Raw genomic sequence first — 18348 nt, 5'->3', positions numbered from 1 at the left:
GCTCCCTGTCAGATGTGTGCTGCGCTAAGGTTGAAGTCTTTTATATATGCACATATGCATTAGGGCGACTGCGACTGCAAGGGGTGCGATACCATGGACCTGGATGTGCTTTCGACGCCTGGGCATCTGATCAGTCTTGCGGCGCGTGGGTTCGCCCGCCTGAGTGAGGCGCGGCTCAAGCCCCTTGGCTTCGGTCTTGGCCATCTGCCGGTGCTGGTCGCGCTTCAGAATGGGCGGGCGAGCAAGCAACGTGATCTAGCCCGCTTCGCCAAGATCGAGCAGCCACCGATGGCACAGATGCTCGCCCGCATGGAGCGCGACGGCCTGATCAGGCGCGCGCCTGACCCGGCCGATGGGCGCAGCAGCCGCATCACACTCACGGAAATTGCAGAAGCGCGCCTGCCGGACGCTGTTGCGGTCTTACTTCGGGGTAATCATGAGGCACTGCACGACTTCACGGACCAGGAGGCCGGGCTGCTCGTGGACCTGCTCACGCGCCTGATCGCAAATCTCGATCGGATCGCGAGCATCGACGCTCCACGAGGATGAGAGGGCCAAGACGGCCTTACGTCACATTGCGCCGAGCCGGTGAAGACGTTGGAGATCGGTGATGGTCGCGTCGAACTGCGCGCGGTCATTGGACCAGACCCGTTCCACAACGCCGATCACAGTGTGACAAGCCCGAGTTCGATCCGTCGCTTCTTTGATAGCCCCTGCGAGACGATCATGTGCGATTGGCGGATGTAGTCCCGCAGCGCGCCGTCGCTCAGTCCAGGCTTTGCGTAATGCTGGATCCATTTCAAGCCGCGCGACGCGAGATAGGGTGCCGGCCGCAAGCCCGGCTGCGCCTTGAGCATCTCGTATGAAATGTCGCTGACCTTGAAGGTGAAGCTCGGCTCGTGATCGTTCCAGCCGCCGATCGCAAAGACTTTGCCGCCGACTTTCCAGACATGCGAACCGCCCCATTGGACGGGACTGTCAGGAATTCCGTGTGTGGGGTGATAATCCCCCCAAAGGAGTTCGGCCATGCCCCGGCGCAAACTGCCCTCCATTCCGGATGCCCTTCTTGACCAGCTTCTCGATGGGACGGACCCACGGGCGGCCTTCAATCCGGACGGCGTCCTTGATGCCCTGAAGAAGGCACTGGCCGAGCGGATGTTGAACGCGGAGATGGACCAGCATCTGGAAGGCGAGGCCGCCGACGGGCGCACGAACACCCGCAACGGCTATGGCCAGAAGACCGTGCTGACTGACACCGGGCGGCTGGCGCTTGATATTCCACGGGATCGCCAGGGCACCTTCGACCCCCAGTTGATCGCCAAATACCAGCGCCGGTTCCCTGGCTTCGACGAGAAGATCGTCTCCATGTATGCGCGCGGCATGAGCGTGCGCGAGATCCAGGGCCATCTCCGCGAACTCTACGGCATCGACGTTTCGCCCGACCTGGTCAGCGCCATCACCGACGCCGTTCTGGACGAGGTCGCCGTCTGGCAGAACCGCCCGCTCGAGCCCGTCTATCCCCTGGTGTTCTTCGACGCCCTCCGGATCAAGGTCCGCGACGAAGGCCTGGTGCGCAACAAAGCCATCCACATCGCACTCGGCGTTCGGGCAGACGGCATCAAGGAGGTGCTCGGCCTTTGGATTGAGCAAAACGAGGGCGCCAAGTTCTGGCTGCGCGTCATGAACGAGCTCAAAAACCGTGGCACCGAGGACATCCTGCTCGCCGTGGTGGATGGCCTGAAGGGGTTTCCTGAGGCGATCCGGGCCGTCTTTCCGGAGGTCACGGTTCAGACCTGCATCGTTCATCTCTTGCGGCACTCTTTGGACTTCGTCTCCTACAAGGACCGCAAAGCCGTCGCCACCGCCCTGAAGGATATCTACCGGGCCATCGACGACGACGCGGCTGAGACAGCGCTTGATGCCTTCGAGGCAGGGCCTTGGGGCCAGAAATACCCGGCCATCGTGCAGAGTTGGCGCCGGGCTTGGGTCGAGGTCATTCCCTTCTATGCTTTTCCTGGAGAGGTGCGTCGGAGCCTCTACACAACCAACGCTATAGAAGCGCTCAACGCCAAGCTACGGCGCGCGGTTCGGGCCCGGGGTCATTTTCCAAACGACGAGGCTGCGATAAAGCTGCTGTTTCTGGTGTTGCACCGAACTGAGAAGGCATGGATCATGCCCGCACGTGAGTGGACCATGGCCAAAGCTCAATTCGCCATCCTCTTCGGCGAACGCTTTACCAAAGCTCAGGCCTGATCAGTGAACCAGGCCCCACACACGGAATTCCTGACAGTCCCCATTGGACCACATAGGAGGCGGCAGGGAGGGTCTTGCAGAATGTGTTGAATTCTTCGTACATCAAGCCCCTCACACTCAGCGCAATAGACGTTAACGATTTGCCTTCATTTCCTCTATCAACGAATCATACTCCCTACAGAACTGATCTGTATTGATGTCTCCTGATGTCAACTTACCCTGAATCGAATGCATCTTTGTTGTCATAGCCTCCGCGTCGGACGAGCTTCCAGCCATCTCCGCTTGGATGAGTTGTCCGATCTCGGTATACTTGAGTTTAACATCGTGCGGTGAACATGCGGCATGCGCAAACCCACTTCCCACACAGGAAAATGCAGCGACAAATGCAAATACGATTGTCTTGCTGAACATCTCGAGACCTTTCTGCTGGTTTAGACACTGGCCAACAATCAGAAGGTTCGCACAGAATGATCTCGAAGTTACAAGCAGATCGTGGCTAATGATGATCGCGCAGACTCAACAGCGTCTCAGTCCGAAGTAACCGACTGAGGAAGCTGTCACGGCCTGGCATAGCGGGACCAACGAACCTGAGTGAAATTGCATGTTGAGTTATGCAAACCGCGGGTAATTTCGGCGCGGGCGAAGCACCCCGAAGGGACCGGATCAGACGGTCAATCTCCGCTATGATGCGTGCAGCGGAGGCCCGAGAAGAGAGAGGGCAGTGCTGACGACACCCTCCAAGAGGGCACGCTCAGGGCGCACGCGCGCTAGAACGCGAACGCCCATCAGTACGCCCAGAAAGTGTTGGGCGAGGGCTTCCGCGGCCATTGATCGTGCGATCGTGCCCTCCGCCTGGCCCGTCTTCACGCAGGCTAGGAAGAAAGCCTCGATGCGCTTGAGCACAGCAGCGATACACTTACGGATTTCCGGGTCGTGCGGCGCCAACTCCAAGGCCGAGTTCACGACCAGACACCCTTTGTGTTCTCTGTCGTTCAGGGATCGGCGTAATATCTCATCGAAAAACGCGACGATCGCCGCACGAGGTGGAAGAGCTTCGCAGCGCTCTATGCGTGCCCCAATGCTGCTCTCAATGTAACGGTCGAGAGCGGCCCGGTAGATCGAGCGCTTGTCGCCATAGGCATTGTACAGGCTGGCGGCGGCAATGCCCGTCCCTTCGACCAGGTCTTTCACGGACGTTGACTCATAGCCGTGCCCCCAGAAGCACTGGACCGCCGCATCGAGAACAACCCCTTCGTCAAATTCCCTCGGCCTCGGCATCCCATCATCCATTCAACAGCTTTGACGTCTTTCTGGCATATTTGACAGTCGGCGTCATTTCATAGCGCTCACCAAATAGGGGGCGCGACACCTAGGATTCAAGTCGGTGGCTCAGCACGGTCGGCAAAAAGGGCATCGTCATCGATGGGCGCGGGAAATCGTTCCCTGCGACCAGGGACCGTAAAGCCCAAAGGTTACACCAGTCGACTTCAAACCGTCGTGTGGGTGGCATGCATGCCCCACGTGGCTCATCTGCGATCGTCTGTAACCAAGGAGATCCTTTCCCGAACAAAAGGATATGACAATCATAAACCTGGTGACACGCCGCCATGCTCGATAATCCGATCCACACGTTCGTCTTGTTCCTTGTGGGAGGAATACCCGATCAACTCAGCCTCGGAGCACTGCGATGGTTTACGGTCGTGCTCTACTGGATGTTTCTGATCGGAAGCCTAGCAGTCTTCTTTGCCAATTGGCGGCTAGATTCGATGCAGCGGACAGTGACCCACATCAGCATTTACGCGATGCGGGTTGTCATCGCCGGCATGTGGTATCTTGGTACACTTTGGAAACTGCCTTTTCCGGTCGCGGCTGGGTTCCACTACTGGCTCGGGGCCAGCGTTAAATACAGCTCGTTCCATCTACATGCCTCCTTGATGCAGATTTTTCTCGACAATATCGCCCTCGTGCAGCCCCTCGTCTATCTGCTTGAGGTCTTCTTTACAGCATCGCTGATGCTCGGCTTCATGGTGAGGCTATCCGGCATCGTGGCCGCACTGTTTACCCTCAATCTGTTGATCGGACTTTACAACGATCCGACAGAATGGCCTTGGACCTACGTCGGTATCATCTGCGCGCACGGCATGTTTGCGGCGACCCAAGCCGGCCGCAGCTTCGGCATCGATAACCTATTCGCCAAGCGCCTGATCCCCGGTTTTCGCTATGATGGGGCGGTGGCCCGCGCGATCGCTCTGACCACCTAAATGACACCCGACCCTTCTCCTCCCGGTCGTTGGACGGGTGCGAGTGTGCGCCTGAAGGTGATCCTCGAAGCCCTGGGCACGCTCGAACACTCTGCCGCGAGGGCACAGGCGCTTCTGGCCACCTGCGGTCGTTCGGTCGGGAGCGTAGGGACGGTCGCCCATGCCGCTTTGCTTCTTGCCACGCGGATTTGGCTGAGCCAAACGGTCTTCGTCCACGGGCTGATGATGATGATGATGATGTCGGCGGGGGGCTTTACCCGCGCGCCTTCCGGTTGGGCCACGCTGATGCAAGGCATCGACCCGCTCCTGCTTGCCATGGGTCTGGCGACACGGCCCGTGGCGCTGATCCTTTTGCTCGGGATAGGGGTCGAGGGAGCCGGATCAGATCTGACCTGGCCCCGCGTAGTTCTTCTGATCTGGCTTGCAGCCCGAGGCGCCGGTCCGCTCTCCCTGGATTTCTTAATGCGGCGCGGCCTGGCACAGGTGCCTGTCGCGGCCTTCAGGACCGTTAGTCGGCTCTACGCCAACCTTGATCGCCTATCCGACTTCCTTCTGCCGCTAGGGACACGCTTGTGCCTTGCCCTTGCCGTCGCTGCGGGGTCGGGCATTGCCATGTGGCCGAACCCGATCTCCGGCGAGCTCGTAACCGCGCCCTGGTGGGTCATTCTTCTAGCCTGGGCGTTGATCGTTGGCCTGGCAACCCGCCCGACCGCGCTCATCCTGTGTGGCGTGGCACCACTTATGGGCCTGATGATGGGCGACCGCCCTGGGGCGATGTTTCTGTTATTGCTCGTCGCGGCAGGAGGGCCCGGCAAACTCTCGATCGACTGGCTCCTGGCCCGACGCGTCGATAGCGGCCTTCATTCGAGAGGGCAGGCGAGGGACGAGACTCCGCACGTTGTTGTGGTCGGAGGCGGATTTGGCGGAGTTGCCGCCGTACGCGCTCTCCGAAGCGTTGGTTGCCAGATCACTCTGATTGACCGGCGCAATTACTATTTGTTCCAGCCGTTGTTGTATCAAGTGGCAACAGCTGCCTTATCACCCGCCGATATTGCGATCCCCATCCGAAGCGTCGTTCGCGGTCAGGAGAATGTCGCCGTTCGCCTCGGGGAGGTTGTCGGCGTGGACACCATGGCGAGAGAGGTGCTGTTGGAAGGCGGACGCATAGCATTCGACTACCTTATCGTGGCGACGGGCGCACGGCACAGTTATTTCGGCCGCGACGATTGGGCGATTGATGCCCCTGGCCTCAAGAGCATCGAGGATGCGACAGCCATGCGCAGCCGGATGCTGCGAGCCTTCGAACAGGCCGAATGTGAGACGGACCCCCTTGAGCGTCTGGCTTGGCTCACCTTCGTCGTTGTCGGCGGCGGACCGACCGGCGTTGAGCTCGCCGGCGCCGTGGCAGAACTGGCGCGAACCGGACTTGACCAGGAATATCGTGCCATCGATCCGGCGATGGCACGCGTCATCCTGGTTCAATCGGGGCCCCGCGTTCTGCCCGCCTTCTCGCCTCATCTCTCGCGTCACGCGGAGCAGGCTCTGCGCGACCTCGGTGTCGAGGTCCGGACAGATGCGAAAGTGACCGCGATTGATCGCGATGGGGTGGAGATCGATGAGGAGCGCATCCCCGCCCGAACGACATTCTGGGCAGCGGGCGTAGCCGCTTCACCAGCGGCCGGCTGGCTCAATCAAACCGGCGACCGGGCCGGCCGCATCATCGTCGGCGAGGACCTGTCTGTGCCCGGCTCACGCGGGATTTTCGCCATCGGCGACACCGCGGCGTCGAATGGCTGGGATGGCGCCATGGTCCCGGGGCTCGCGCCTGCCGCCAAGCAGCAGGGCGATTACGTCGCCCGCGTGATCAGAGCGGCCATTGCGGGCCAGTCGGCGCCACCGCCTTTCCGGTACCGGCACTATGGCAATCTTGCGACCATCGGGCGGCTCGCGGCGGTCGCGGAGTTCAACGGACTTCGTCTCTGGGGTGCGCCCGCTTGGTGGTTTTGGGGCATCGCGCATCTCATGTTTCTGATCGGCGGCCGTAACCGGGCCGTGGTCGTGTTGAACTGGCTCTGGGCCTATCTCACCTATCGTCGAAGCACTCGCCTCATCACTGAGGGATCAACGAGCGTCGCCAAGCAATCATCCCGGCCCGGACCTGAGCGCTAGAGTCGATCCCGGTTCTTTTTCAAAGCAGTCTAGCCATTCTAGTTTACTCGTTCTAGAAAGGAGTGAAGCTCGAAACCACCCGCTCCCCGGTCATCTCTAGACCGCGAGTAAGGGACCGGTTGTGGATTGAATGCGGCGGAACAGCAACGCGGGGATGCAGTGGATCTTCTGAACTCGGGAAGACCCATCTGTGGGCGCCACGTCAAGCGAGAGCGTCTTCGCAATCGATGGATGCCGCAGCGCGCATGGTGACGTTACCTGTCACCAGAACGGTGGAGCTAGATTGGCAGACATTGATGGCGGCCGCGCAGGCCGGGGATGCTGATGCGTATCGGAGGCTTCTCTCCGAATTGATACCCTGGCTGCGCCGGTACTATCTCCGCCGTCTTCCTCCTGCCGCGACCGAAGATGCCATACAGGACGTCCTGCTCGCGATCCATGAAAAGCGGCACACCTACGACCCGTCGCGTCCCTTCGGGCCGTGGCTCGCCGCGATTGCGCGCTATAAATGGATCGATCGCTTAAGAGCCACGAAACGCGAAGCGTCGGAACCGCTGGATGAGAATTTTGGGATACCGGACCATGGTGATGCTGTTGTGGCGCAGTCGACATTTCGACGGCTGCTCGCGCATCTTAAACCGGCCCAGGCTGAAGTGATCCGGCTCGTGAAGATAGAAGGTTACAGTATCGAGGAGGCCTCGAAGGCGAGTGGTCAGTCCGTGTCGCTTGTCAAAGTGAATATTCATCGCGGGATCAATCGTCTGACCTCCGTAATTCAAAAATGGCAAGATGCGGACTGAGTCTCTGGTCGAGCGGCTCAGCCGCGATCTTCGTCCGATCCGGCCACGGAAGATCCTGCGTGAGGCGGCGATCCTGATCGCGCTCGGCCTTGTCGAACTTGCCGCTTTCTTTGCGATGGGCTTCATGCGGCCCGACATGCCGACCGCTATGGCGGCCCCTTCCTTTTGGTGGAAGCTCGCGAGCACCGGTCTGATTGCGGTGCTGGGCGCAGGTGTCGCCATTGTCTCGAACGATCCGGTGCGCTCGCCACGACCCGGCCTACGCTGGATGCTCGCTTGCATAGCCCTGATCTTCGCGAGCGGCTGGCTTATCGATGCCGCGCATAACGGCCTATCGGGCCTGCTGCTCCGGTTGAATTGGACACAAGGTATCCAATGCGTGTGGGAGATGGTCGTCTTGTCGGTCCCCCTGGCGATCGGGCTTGGCGTCTTGATTCGTAGGGGCGCGTCAACCGACCGTGCCGGCACCGCACTCGCTGCCGGTTTGGCGTCGGCTGCTTGGGGCGCCTTCGTCTTCGTGTTCGCTTGTCCGTCCGATGATCCTCTCTATATCGCCGTTTGGTACACCATCGGCTGCGGGATCGTGACCGTGTTAGGGCAGGTCGCTTTGCTGAGGGTGTCGCGGTGGTGAGCGGCTTCAAAAGGACATTCAAAATGACCGATCAAATGATTGCCCAAATGACTGTGCCGACGACACTGCGTGATCCCCGACGCTATTTCGAGGATATCGCGACGGACAGACGCACGGTGGCCGAGACGCCGCCCGTCTGCCTGTATCTGGAAGTGACCAACCGCTGCAATCTGCTGTGCGAAACCTGCCCGCGCACCTTCGAGGTTTTGGAACCGCCGGCGGATATGAGTTGGGATCTCTTCACCCGCATCGTCGATCAGGTGCCCAATGTCGCCCGCGTGGTTCTGCATGGTGTGGGTGAGCCCATGCTGGTGCGCGACCTGCCGCGCATGATCCGTTACCTGAAGGATCGCGGCACCTATGTGCTGTTCAATACCAATGGCACGCTGATGCAGCCACGGCGCTTTCAGGAACTGATCGATACCGGGCTCGACGAGTTGCGCGTGTCTCTGGATGCTGCCGATCGCGAGACCTATGCAAAGGTGCGCGGCAAAGATTACTTCAACCGCATCGTGCGCGACGTCGGCAAGTTCATCGCCTATCAGAAGCAAGTCGGCGCGACGACGCCGCGCGTCTCGCTTTGGCTCACGGGTATGAAAGAAACCGTCGATCAACTGCCCGCCTTTGTGCGGCTATCGGCTTCGATGGGCGTGTCCGAAGTCCATCTCCAACGGCTGGTCTTCGACGAGCAGGGCTATGGCATGGCGCGTGCCGAAAGTTCCCTCTTCGAAAGCACGCAGGCGGAGGAACAGGCGGTCATCACCGCCGCGCAGGCCATCGGTCTGGCCCTCGGCGTGACGCTCGATGCCTCCGGCGCGACCGAGCCCGGCATGAGCCTCAAGCGGCAGTCGGAGGATCAGCCCTGGGCGACCTGTCGGCGGCCGTGGTCGCTGATGTATTTCACCGCCCATGGCCGCGCGCTGCCCTGCTGCATCGCGCCCTTCTCGGTGCGTGGCTATAGCAACTACACGCTAGGTGACGCGACGCAGCAAACTCTGCGCGAGATCTGGAACAGCCCGGCCTATACCGACTTCCGGACGTCCTTGCTGTCCGACGTGCCGCCCGCGCCTTGCCAGAATTGCGGAATGCGATGGAGCCTGTAGCCGTCGTCATCCCCACGCTGAATGAGGTGGGGACGATCGGGGACGTCATTCGCGAAATTCCACCGGCTTTCGCGCGCGACATCATCATCGCCGATCGCGGCAGCACGGATAGCACACATGACGCCTTTACGGGTTTGCTTTACCTGTCTCAATCTTTTCTGTCTCGTCGACACACAGTTTGGTGCGACGCACGCATATACTCGGAACGGGGACTAGCCCGAGCGGGTCATCTCCGGCTGGCTTTCGCAACCGCCAGCGTCGTTATGGCTTGAGCCGATACCCCGTGCGGAACATCCACCAAAGAACCCCGAGACAAAGCGCCATGAAGAGAGCCGTAAAGGCGAGACTGGCTCCCACGCCGACATCCCCAGTGCCGTAGAAACTCCATCGAAACCCGCTGACCAGATAGACGACCGGGTTTACCATGTTGATCGTTCGCCAGGGCTGCGGAAGCATATCGACAGCGTAGAAGGCGCCTCCCAGGAAGGTTAAGGGTGTGACGACCAGTGTGGGAACGATGGCGAGCTGTTCAAAGTTTTCAGCCCATATGCCGAGAATGAAGCCGAACAAGCTGAAGGCGATTGAGGTCAGCAGCATGAACGCTATCATCCAGCCTGGATGCAGAATGTGCACTGGAATGAAAATTGCTGCTGTTCCCATGATGATCGAGGCGAGGAATAACGATTTGGTTGCCGCGGCGCTCACGTAAGCGAAGGTTACTTCGCCGAAGGACAGGGGTGCCGACAGGATCTCAGAAATTGTCTTGGTGAATTTCGGAAAATAGATGCCGATCGACGCGTTCGAAACACTTTGCGTCAACAAGGACAGCATAACTAGGCCCGGCACGATGAATGCGCCGTAACCGACGCCTCCGACATTTTGAATCCGAGAGCCTATGGCGCCCCCGAAGACGACAAAATAGAGCATCGTTGTTATGACGGGCGTGGCCACGCTCTGCCAAACCGTCCGCTTCATGCGCGCGATTTCACTGCGGTAGATCGTCCAAACGCCCGTTATGTTGATCAGCTGTCCGTTCATGATGGGGTCCCCACGAGACTGACGAAGATGTCCTCGAGGGAACTTCGGCTCGTATCCAGGTCTTTGAAATCGATACCATTGTCGCTTAGGAGCTTGAGTAGCCCCGGAATGCCAGTGTCCTCCGCGTTAGCATCGAAGCTATAGGCGAGACGCTGGCCATCTGCCTCAAGTGCGAGCGGCCAGCCAGCCAGCGCGGGTGGGATTGCCGACATCCTCTGCTGGAGGGTGAGCGTTAAACGCCGTTTGCCAAGCTTTCTCATCAGCGTCGCTGTTTGTTCGACCAACAGCAGTTGGCCGCCATCGATCACTCCGACGCGGTCAGCCATTTCCTCGGCTTCCTCGATGTAATGCGTGGTGAGGACAATCGTCACGCCCTCATCTCGCAGTCCGCGGACCACCGCCCACATATCGCGCCGGAGACTGACATCGACACCTGCGGACGGCTCGTCGAGGAAGAGGACTTCTGGATCGTGGCTAAGCGCTTTGGCGATCATAACACGGCGCTTCATGCCACCAGAAAGCTCCAGGACACGGCTGTCTCGCTTGTCCCAAAGCGACAGACTTCGCAAGAGCCGCTCGATCCGTGCAGGGTCTGGGGGCCTACCGAACAGGCCCCGGCTGAAGCTCACCGTGTTCCATACGGTCGCAAAGATATCGAGAGCGATTTCCTGCGGCACGAGGCCAATGAGTGACCGAGCGGCACGATATCCGCTTTGGATATCATGCCCGCCCACGCGAATTCTGCCCGAGGTCATGGTGACGGTACCGCAAATGATACTGATCAGCGTCGTCTTGCCAGCACCATTCGGGCCGAGCAGGGCAAAGATTTCGCCCTTTTCGATGGCAAGATCGATCCCCTTCAGCGCGGAGAAACCCGACTTGTAGGTTTTGGTGACGGTGGAAACCTCGATCATCTTTGGCATAAGCGTTCCTCGCCCGGTGGGGCCTGAAGAGTCTACCGTCTCTTCCCTGTCTGCGCATGCTCCGGCCAAAGAACATTGGTCACTTAAGAGCGTGTGAGTCTGATCGGGTTGTCCTTACAAGTTGGGATTGGCACGGCAAACAAGGCATAGATATGAAAGTACAGCCCTTGTGCCTCGTTTATTGGAAGCCCCGCTCTACAGCTTGGCGCTCTCCACGGCGTCGTGGCGCGTTGCGATGACAAACGCCCTAACCGCCGCACCAATGTCGTCGGGCGAGTCCTCCTGCAGGAAGTGCCGACCCTTAACGGTGACCTCTTTCTGGTTCGGCCATGTCCGGCAGAACTCACGGACTGGACTGCCTTCCGTGTTGACCGCCCCTGGGTCCCCGCTGATGAACAGCTTCGGCAGGGGGCTTTCACTCATCCATTTTCCGTAAGCGCGGACGATCTCTGTCACGTCCTCAGGCTCGCCTTCGATCGGGGCTTGGCGTGGCCAGACCAGCGTCGGCAACCGAGAGACGGGGTCCGGGAACGGCGCCCGATAGACGGCCCATTCCTCCTCGCTCAGCGTCCGTATCATGGCTCCCGGGAGGACTTTCTCGATGAAGCCGTTTTGCTCCAGCACGAACTGCTCGCCCGCCTTCGAGCGCATCATGCCGAACACGCCGCCGCCCTCTCCGAAGGGCGCCCAGGTCAGCGGCTGGGTGATCGCCTCCATATACGCAATCCCCGCGATTTGCTCCGGGAAGCGGTGAGCGCGGTACAAGCCGAGCACGGAACCCCAGTGTAAAACAGCGTGCAAAAGTTCCCAGATTCCAGGGGTAAACAGCGTCCAATAGTTTCCACCCTGGTCGTGCGATCATCCGGCATTTTTGCTGGGGAATCTGGGGTGCTGCTCATGGACTTGATTGCCGAGATCCGGCGCCGCCATCTGGTCCGCCACGAGAGCATCAGCTCGATCGCGCGGGACCTTAAGCTGTGCCGGCAGACCGTCCGCCGGCATTGCCGGACCGAAGCCCAGCCGTCCTACCAGCGCAGCCGGCAGCCAACGCCGATGCTGGGAGCGGTCCAGCAGACGCTGGAGACGTGGCTGCGGACCGAAGGGCTTCTCCCGAAAGCCCAGCGCCGCACGGCCCAGCGGCTATTCGAAGGTTTGCAGGCGGAGGGCTACCGCGGCGCCTACGACAGCGTGCAACGTTTCGTGCGGCGCTGGAAGGCGGACAAGTCGGGCCCGGCGCTGGCGCACGCCTTTATCCCGCTGGCCTTCGCACCCGGCGAGGTGTGCCAGTTCGACTGGAGCCATGAGCATGTCGAACTCGGCGGCGTCATGCAGACCATCAAGGTTGCGCATTTCCGGCTGACCTTCAGCCGGCAGATGTTCGTGGTGGCCTACCCACGCGAGACCCAGGAGATGGTCTTCGACGCGCATAACCGCGCTTTCGCCTTCTTCGGCGGGGTGCCCCAGCGCATGGTCTACGACAACCTCAAGTCCGTTGTGGAGACGATATTTACCGGCAAGGAGCGGCAGTTCAATCGGCGCTTCATGGTGCTGGCCAACCACTATCTGTTTGAGCCCGTCGCCTGTACCCCCGCCTCTGGATGGGAGAAGGGGCAGGTCGAGAACCAGGTTGGCAACATCCGCGAATGGCTATTCACGCCGCTGGCCCGTTTTATCAGCTTCGATGCGCTGAACGTCTGGCTGGCCACGCGCTGCCGGGAGCTGGCGCAGCGCAAACACCCGGTAACGCCGGAGCGCTCGATTGCCGCGTGCTTTGCCGAGGAGCAGCCGTCGCTGCGGCAGATCACCGCGACATTCGACGGCTATGTCGAACATATGCTGCGCGTGTCGAGCACCTGCCTGGTGGCGGTGGATCGCAACCGATACAGCGTGCCAGCCGCCTTCGCCGGCCGCGCTGTCTCGGTGCGCACCTCAGCCGCCGGCGTGCGCATCGTGGCCGACGGCGCAATCGTCGCCGACCATGCCCGGCGGTATGGGCGTGATCAACTGATCTGCGATCCGTGGCATTATCTGCCGATCCTGGAACGCAAACCTGGCGCATTGCGCAACGGTGTGCCGTTCCAGCAATGGGATTTGCCCACGCCCATCCGGCTGGTGCGCGACCGCATTCTCAAGCAGCCGAAAGGCGATCGTGCTTTTGTCGAGTTGCTGATGATGGCACGCGAGTTCGGCCTGGAGCCGCTGCAGGTCGCCTGCGAATTGGTATTGGACGGCAATGTCATCACTGCCGCCGTGGTGCTGAACGAGATGCGCCGGCTTGTCGCACCCAGCACGCCCGCCATGCTGAACGTGCCCGACATGCTGAAGCTCCAAACCGAGCCGCGCGCCGATTGCGGCCGCTACGACCACCTGCGCGAGGTGAGCCATGTCATCCACTGATCTTGCTGTTAAGCCTCTTGCCTTGGTTGCTTCCGGCGTAGACCGCCTCGGCCAACTCAGTGCGCTACATCTCTACGGCATGGCTACCGCCTGGAGCGAGTTGCTGGCGGAAGGCCCACGTCGGCCGATGCAGCCCGAGGCATGGCTGGACCGGTTAATCGAAGCCGAGCTTGCCGATCGCCAGGTCCGCAGCCTGCGCTACCAGCTCAAGGCCGCGCGCTTCCCTGTTCATCGCGACCTGACCGGTATCGAATGGGCCGAAACCCCATTGCCGCAGGCGCAAATCGAACAACTGGCGACCGCCGCCTTCATGGCAACCGCGCACAATCTGATCCTGGTCGGCGGCACCGGCACCGGAAAGACCCACATCGCGACGGCGCTGGGTGTCGCTGCCATCCACCAGGGCAAACGCGTGCGCTTCTACAACGCCGTCGACCTGGTCAACCAGCTGGAGCGGGAGAAACAGCAGGGACGCGCCGGCAATCTCGCCCGTCAGCTGGTGCAGACCGACGCCGTGATCATCGACGAACTCGGCTATCTGCCGTTCCCAGCCTCGGGCGGCGCTCTGCTGTTCCACCTGATCAGCCAGCTCTACGAAAAGACCTCGCTGATCTTCACAACCAACCTCTCTTTTGCCGAATGGGTGGGTGTCTTCGGTGACCCAAAGATGACAACCGCACTGCTGGACCGGGTCACCCACCACTGCGACATCCTGGAGACCGGCAACGACTCGTTCCGCTTCAAGCAGCGAAAGAAACAGCCGAAAAACAGCTGAGAAAGTGGAAACTTTTGGACGCTGTTGCCTGGTAACTATTCAACGCTGATTGACACCATAGACACGCCGGTCGTCGGTAAAGTGTGGCCCGATAAAGACATGGCCGCGCAGGCCATGGCGCAGATGACCGAAGCCGTTCCGATGAAGCGCTTCGGAACGTCGGATGAAGTTGCCAAGGCGGTCCTCTTCCTCGCGTTCGACGCAACCTTCACGACCGGCGCCGAACTGCCGGTCGACGGGGGTTGGTCACAACTCTGAGGGGGTGCAGGCTATGTCGTTATTGAAAAACAAGATCGCCGTCGTCACGGGCGGCAGCAGCGGCATTGGCCTCGCGACCGCAAAGAGGTTCGTTGAAGAGGGCGCCTTTGTGTTCATCGCCGGTCGCCGTCAGGCCGAAATCGATAAGGCCGTCGCGGAGATCGGCTCGAACGTCGCCGGCGTAAAAACTGATATCTCAAAGCTCGATGACCTCGACCGTTTCTACGAAACCGTTGCGAAGAAGGGCAAGATCGATGTGATTTTTGCAGGCGCGGCCTTCGTCGACAAGCAGATGACCGCCACGGCAACACCCGAGCATTTCGACAAGACCTTCAACACCAATGCCCGCGGCACTTATTTCACCGTTCAAAAGGCGCTGCCTCACTTGAATGATGGTGCTTCCATCATCCTCGTGGCGTCCGCCGGGAAGAACAAAGGCCTTCCGGGCCGCAGCACCTATAGCGCCACCAAAGCGGCGCTCCGGTCTTTTGCCCGGACCTGGACCAGCGAACTCAAGGATCGGAAGATCAGGACCAACGTCTTGAGCCCCGGCGCGGTCGATACGCCGATGTTCGACGACCAGTTCCCGTCCAAGGAGGGCGCGGCCGAAGGCAGAAAGCAGATCACTGCGATGACGCCTCTGGCACGCTTGGCGCGCCCCGAGGAGATCGCTTCTGCCGCCTTGTTCCTCGCCTCGGACCAAAGCAGCTTCGTCGCCGGTATCGACCTTCCGGTCGATGGCGGCCTGACGGCCGTCTGACCGACAGAACCCTGGCCGGTGAGGAGTTTCCGATGACAGACACAGCGATACATCTCGTCCCAGAGCAGGGGAAATTTCGTCGCGCCCTCGCGGCCGTCTGGGCCTTCCTGCAAGCGATGGAGTCCACCAGCTTCGACTATACGCTCGATCGCATCGAACGCTTGGAACAGGAGGTTGGACGACTGAAGGTGGACATGCGCCAAAGCCGCGATGCTGGGGCAGTCGATGGTCACAACGCCAGCGCCGCTGCACGCGAACATTGACTCGGGCGTAAATCGATTTGCAAGAACGATAGATCAAACCTGCTCTTGTTCTGGTGCCGGAGGCGATTGAGCCGCCGACCGAGGGCGGCGACGACGTTGTCGTAGCGCGTCCCCTTCTGCGCCCGCGCAGCCTTCGCAGCAGCCTCTGGGAGCGGGGGTGTCGTCGTGATCCAGAAGCGGACGAACAGCGCCAGAGTCTCGACGGACATCCCGACATCACGTTCGAGCCATGCGATACGGCGGTCGATCTGGTCGAGACGCTTGGCGATGGCAGCCTCGGCTATTGGCGACAGCGGCTGCCCACGCCAGACGGCATGGCCCGCAAGCATCTTCATGACGTCGGGATAGAGAGACCGACATCTGGGCTTTCTTCTTCGGCGTGGTCATGATCGCCTAGAGCGCCACGTCGTGGTCAGGGCGCTGGGCGAGTTACGACTGCGCCGAGGATGCTGGCACAGAGGGCAAGGACCAGCAGTCGTGTCCGTCTTCACGTGGTGGTGGACACCACGGTGAGCACGAGAACGGCCGCCTCGCGGCGGCCATTTTTTAACCCTCTGATGTCGTAAAAAAATCTGGAGCGGGCGATGGGATTCGAACCCACGACCCCAACCTTGGCAAGGTTGTGCTCTACCCCTGAGCTACGCCCGCCCGCTCCGTGGGGGCGGTTCTTATGCGGCTTCCGCGGCGATTGCAAGCGCACTCCGGCCATGCGATCACCCTCCTATCCTCAGGCCTCTCATGCGGCGGGGATGAGGCTCGCCGCACCCGGGTCCGGGCGCGAACGACGACGATCAGAACCACGATCAGATGCGACCACAGAGAGACGGACGATCACAGATGGACCTGATACTCGGCCAGAAACCGCCGGCCGGCGACACCGCTTCCTTCATCATGGACGGAACGCAGGCGACCTTCATGAAAGACGTGATCGAGGCATCGCGCACGATGCCCGTGATCGTCGATTTCTGGGCGACCTGGTGCGGCCCCTGCAAGACCCTGACGCCCATGCTCGAAAAGGTCGTGACCGCCGCTGGCGGTCGCGTCAGGCTGGTCAAGATCGATACCGACGCCAACCGGGCCCTGGTGCAGCAACTCAGCCAACTCGGCCTGCCCTTGCAGTCGATCCCGACGGTCGCGGCCTTCTGGCAGGGCCAGATCGCCGACATCTTCCAGGGCGCCCTGCCTGAGAGCGAAATTCGCCGCTTTATCGAGGCGATGCTCAAGGTCGCGGGCGGCAGCATGCCCGCCGCCGACCTGTTGGCGGAGGCGAAGGCTGCCCAGGACGAGGGCGATTACGAAGCCGCCGTCGCGCTGTATCAGGCCATGCTGGCCGAGGAGCCGGAGCGACCGGAGGCCTGGGGTGGCATGATCCGCTGCTTCCTCGCCGTGGGACGGATGGAGGAGGCCACGGCGCTGTTGGCCGAGGTTCCGGCGAAGATCGCCGAACACGCAGAAGTGGTCGGCGCGCGCAGTGCTCTGGCGCTCGCCATCGAGGGCGAGAAGGCGAATGGCCAGGTGCAGGAGCTGGAAGCGCGGCTTGCGGCCGATCCGGCCGACCATGAGGCGCGGTACGACCTTGCCACCGCCTTCAATGCCCAGGATCGGCGCGAGGAGGCGGCGGCGGCCCTGCTCGATATCATGAAGCGCGAGCGCGGCTGGAACGAGGATGCCGCCCGGCTGCAACTCCTGAAATTCTTCGAGGCCTGGGGTTTTGGAGACCCCGCGACCATGGCCGCCCGGCGCCGTCTCTCCGCTTTGCTATTCAGCTGATCATGGCCTCGGGCATGCGTCCCTTCCAGCCGGCATTGGGGGAGCTGGATCCGCGAATCCCGATCTTCCCGCTTGGGGGCGCGATGCTGCTGCCCTACGGCCGGATGCCGCTGAACGTGTTCGAGCCGCGATACCTCGCCTTGATCGACGCGGCGCTCGCCAATGGGCGGATGTTTGGCATGATCCAGCCTGACATCCTCAAGCCCGAGGTCGAAAACGGGCCCTCGCTCTTCGGCATCGGCTGCCTCGGCCGCATTACCTCCTTCACCGAGACGGATGACGGCCGCATCATTATCTCCGTTCTCGGCGTCATCCGCTTTGCGGTGACCGAGGAGTTGGAGACGCGGCAGGGCTACCGGCAGGTGATGGCGGATTTCAGCCCCTATGCGCAGGACCTGCAGCCCGAGGCGCCGGAGATCGGGCTGCCTCGCAAGATGCTTCTCGACACCTTGCGCGGCTATTTTGATCGGCAGAGTCTGTCGGTCGATTGGGACGCCATCGGAGAGATGGATGACCCGACCCTGCTGACGGCCCTGTGCATGATGTGCCCCTTCACGACGTCCGAGAAGCAGGCGCTGTTGGAAGCCGAGCCCCTGGCGTCACGCGCCGAGATTCTGCTCGCGCTGCTCGAGATCGGCATGCACGGGTCCGGCGCTGAGGCCGGCGCCCGGCGGCTGAGCTGATCTAAAGGACAACCCTGTGACCGACCCCGTTTCGCCAGAAGATGCGCAGAGCGCGCCCGCCACGCCTGTCCAGCAATCGGTCGATCCCCGATTGCTGGAAATTCTGGTTTGCCCGCTCACCAAGCAGCCGTTGGTCTACGACCGCATTCGTGGAGAACTCGTCAGCCGCGCCGCCGGTCTCGCCTATCCCATCCGGGGCGGCATTCCCATCATGTTGTCCGATGAGGCGCGCGTCCTGGAAGATTAGAGGGGTTTGGCGGAAGA

20 protein-coding genes, 1 tRNA gene and 2 pseudogenes are annotated in these 18348 nt (G+C 61.2%); 16 read left to right on the top strand and 7 right to left on the bottom strand.

Annotated features, from left to right (window positions below; genetic code table 11):
• Positions 1-93: 93 nt before the first annotated feature.
• Complete coding sequence (locus tag QP803_RS15035) at positions 94-549, top strand: MarR family winged helix-turn-helix transcriptional regulator (RefSeq protein ID WP_284944288.1); 456 nt, start codon at positions 94-96, stop codon at positions 547-549.
• Between the two features lie 6 nt (positions 550-555).
• Positions 556-675: pseudogene (locus tag QP803_RS24175) on the top strand (DUF932 domain-containing protein); the annotation flags it as partial.
• Here the strand turns inward: QP803_RS24175 and QP803_RS15030 are convergent.
• On the bottom strand, positions 666-1028 hold the full coding sequence (locus QP803_RS15030) for an MmcQ/YjbR family DNA-binding protein (protein ID WP_284944287.1): 363 nt from the start codon (positions 1026-1028) through the stop codon (positions 666-668). The pseudogene QP803_RS24175 and the gene QP803_RS15030 sit on opposite strands and share 10 nt — an antisense overlap.
• Here QP803_RS15030 and QP803_RS15025 point away from each other — a divergent pair.
• Positions 1027-2253, top strand: coding sequence for an IS256 family transposase (locus QP803_RS15025; RefSeq protein ID WP_284944286.1), 1227 nt, complete (start codon positions 1027-1029; stop codon positions 2251-2253). The two genes, QP803_RS15030 and QP803_RS15025, sit on opposite strands and share 2 nt — an antisense overlap.
• A gap of 681 nt (positions 2254-2934) precedes the next feature.
• On the opposite strand, the gene QP803_RS15020 is transcribed toward QP803_RS15025, so the two are convergent.
• Positions 2935-3531 (bottom strand): TetR/AcrR family transcriptional regulator, encoded by a 597-nt coding sequence (locus QP803_RS15020; RefSeq protein WP_284947925.1) that lies wholly within the window; start codon positions 3529-3531, stop codon positions 2935-2937.
• 329 nt (positions 3532-3860) lie between these two features.
• Here QP803_RS15020 and QP803_RS15015 point away from each other — a divergent pair, with 329 nt between their 5' ends.
• The 5 genes from QP803_RS15015 to QP803_RS14995 all read left to right on the top strand — a co-directional run bounded on the left by QP803_RS15015 (position 3861) and on the right by QP803_RS14995 (position 9217).
• Entirely contained in the window at positions 3861-4514 is a 654-nt protein-coding gene (locus QP803_RS15015; protein WP_284944285.1) for a TQO small subunit DoxD, read from the top strand.
• Entirely contained in the window at positions 4515-6683 is a 2169-nt protein-coding gene (locus QP803_RS15010; RefSeq protein WP_284944284.1) for an NAD(P)/FAD-dependent oxidoreductase, read from the top strand.
• A gap of 245 nt (positions 6684-6928) precedes the next feature.
• Positions 6929-7483, top strand: a complete 555-nt coding sequence (locus tag QP803_RS15005; RefSeq protein ID WP_284944283.1) for a sigma-70 family RNA polymerase sigma factor — start codon at positions 6929-6931, stop codon at positions 7481-7483.
• The gene (locus QP803_RS15000) at positions 7473-8114 is read left to right on the top strand and encodes a DUF1109 domain-containing protein (RefSeq protein WP_284944282.1); all 642 of its coding nucleotides are present in this window, start codon (positions 7473-7475) and stop codon (positions 8112-8114) included. The genes QP803_RS15005 and QP803_RS15000 overlap by 11 nt, the downstream gene beginning before the upstream one ends.
• Positions 8115-8137: 23 nt before the next feature.
• Positions 8138-9217, top strand: coding sequence for a radical SAM protein (locus tag QP803_RS14995; RefSeq protein WP_284944281.1), 1080 nt, complete (start codon positions 8138-8140; stop codon positions 9215-9217).
• Positions 9218-9478: 261 nt separating this feature from the next.
• On the opposite strand, the gene QP803_RS14990 is transcribed toward QP803_RS14995, so the two are convergent.
• From QP803_RS14990 to QP803_RS14980, 3 genes are all read right to left on the bottom strand, one after another.
• Positions 9479-10255 carry an ABC transporter permease gene (locus QP803_RS14990; protein ID WP_284944280.1) on the bottom strand — a complete coding sequence of 259 codons (777 nt, stop codon included), beginning with the start codon at positions 10253-10255 and terminating at the stop codon, positions 9479-9481.
• The gene (locus tag QP803_RS14985; RefSeq protein ID WP_284944279.1) at positions 10252-11178 is read right to left on the bottom strand and encodes an ABC transporter ATP-binding protein; all 927 of its coding nucleotides are present in this window, start codon (positions 11176-11178) and stop codon (positions 10252-10254) included. The genes QP803_RS14990 and QP803_RS14985 overlap by 4 nt, the downstream gene beginning before the upstream one ends.
• Positions 11179-11373: 195 nt before the next feature.
• Positions 11374-11895, bottom strand: coding sequence for a hypothetical protein (locus QP803_RS14980; RefSeq protein ID WP_284944278.1), 522 nt, complete (start codon positions 11893-11895; stop codon positions 11374-11376).
• Between the two features lie 171 nt (positions 11896-12066).
• Here QP803_RS14980 and istA point away from each other — a divergent pair, with 171 nt between their 5' ends.
• From istA to QP803_RS14955, 5 genes are read left to right on the top strand one after another with little or no spacing between them, the layout of a single operon-like run.
• Positions 12067-13575 (top strand): IS21 family transposase, encoded by a 1509-nt coding sequence (gene istA, locus QP803_RS14975; protein WP_284944277.1) that lies wholly within the window; start codon positions 12067-12069, stop codon positions 13573-13575.
• Complete coding sequence (istB, locus tag QP803_RS14970; protein ID WP_284944276.1) at positions 13562-14350, top strand: IS21-like element helper ATPase IstB; 789 nt, start codon at positions 13562-13564, stop codon at positions 14348-14350. The genes istA and istB overlap by 14 nt, the downstream gene beginning before the upstream one ends.
• A 24-nt stretch (positions 14351-14374) precedes the next feature.
• On the top strand, positions 14375-14608 hold the full coding sequence (locus tag QP803_RS14965) for an SDR family oxidoreductase (protein ID WP_284944275.1): 234 nt from the start codon (positions 14375-14377) through the stop codon (positions 14606-14608).
• 13 nt (positions 14609-14621) lie between these two features.
• Positions 14622-15368 (top strand): SDR family NAD(P)-dependent oxidoreductase, encoded by a 747-nt coding sequence (locus QP803_RS14960; RefSeq protein WP_284944274.1) that lies wholly within the window; start codon positions 14622-14624, stop codon positions 15366-15368.
• A 32-nt stretch (positions 15369-15400) separates the two neighbouring features.
• Entirely contained in the window at positions 15401-15631 is a 231-nt protein-coding gene (locus QP803_RS14955; RefSeq protein ID WP_284944273.1) for a hypothetical protein, read from the top strand.
• On the opposite strand, the pseudogene QP803_RS14950 reads toward QP803_RS14955, so the two are convergent.
• Together QP803_RS14950 and QP803_RS14945 are read right to left on the bottom strand one after the other, a co-directional pair.
• Positions 15598-16018: pseudogene (locus QP803_RS14950) on the bottom strand (CopG family transcriptional regulator). The gene QP803_RS14955 and the pseudogene QP803_RS14950 overlap by 34 nt on opposite strands.
• 186 nt (positions 16019-16204) lie before the next feature.
• Positions 16205-16279: transfer RNA gene (locus QP803_RS14945), tRNA-Gly, on the bottom strand.
• 189 nt (positions 16280-16468) lie between these two features.
• Here QP803_RS14945 and QP803_RS14940 point away from each other — a divergent pair.
• From QP803_RS14940 to QP803_RS14930, 3 genes are all read left to right on the top strand, one after another.
• A complete protein-coding gene (locus tag QP803_RS14940) occupies positions 16469-17401 on the top strand; it encodes a thioredoxin family protein (RefSeq protein ID WP_284944272.1) in 933 nt (310 codons plus the stop codon).
• A gap of 14 nt (positions 17402-17415) precedes the next feature.
• Positions 17416-18084: an LON peptidase substrate-binding domain-containing protein gene (locus tag QP803_RS14935; protein ID WP_284944271.1), complete on the top strand. Its 669-nt coding sequence runs from the start codon at positions 17416-17418 to the stop codon at positions 18082-18084.
• 91 nt (positions 18085-18175) lie between these two features.
• Positions 18176-18331, top strand: a complete 156-nt coding sequence (locus QP803_RS14930) for a Trm112 family protein (protein WP_284947924.1) — start codon at positions 18176-18178, stop codon at positions 18329-18331.
• Positions 18332-18348: the final 17 nt, after the last annotated feature.

The sequence above is a fragment of the Acidisoma sp. PAMC 29798 genome, assembly GCF_030252425.1.
GTDB lineage: Bacteria > Pseudomonadota > Alphaproteobacteria > Acetobacterales > Acetobacteraceae > Acidisoma > Acidisoma cladoniae.
Note: the sequence above shows the minus strand (reverse complement) of the source record. Positions and strands in the feature narration are given on the sequence as shown.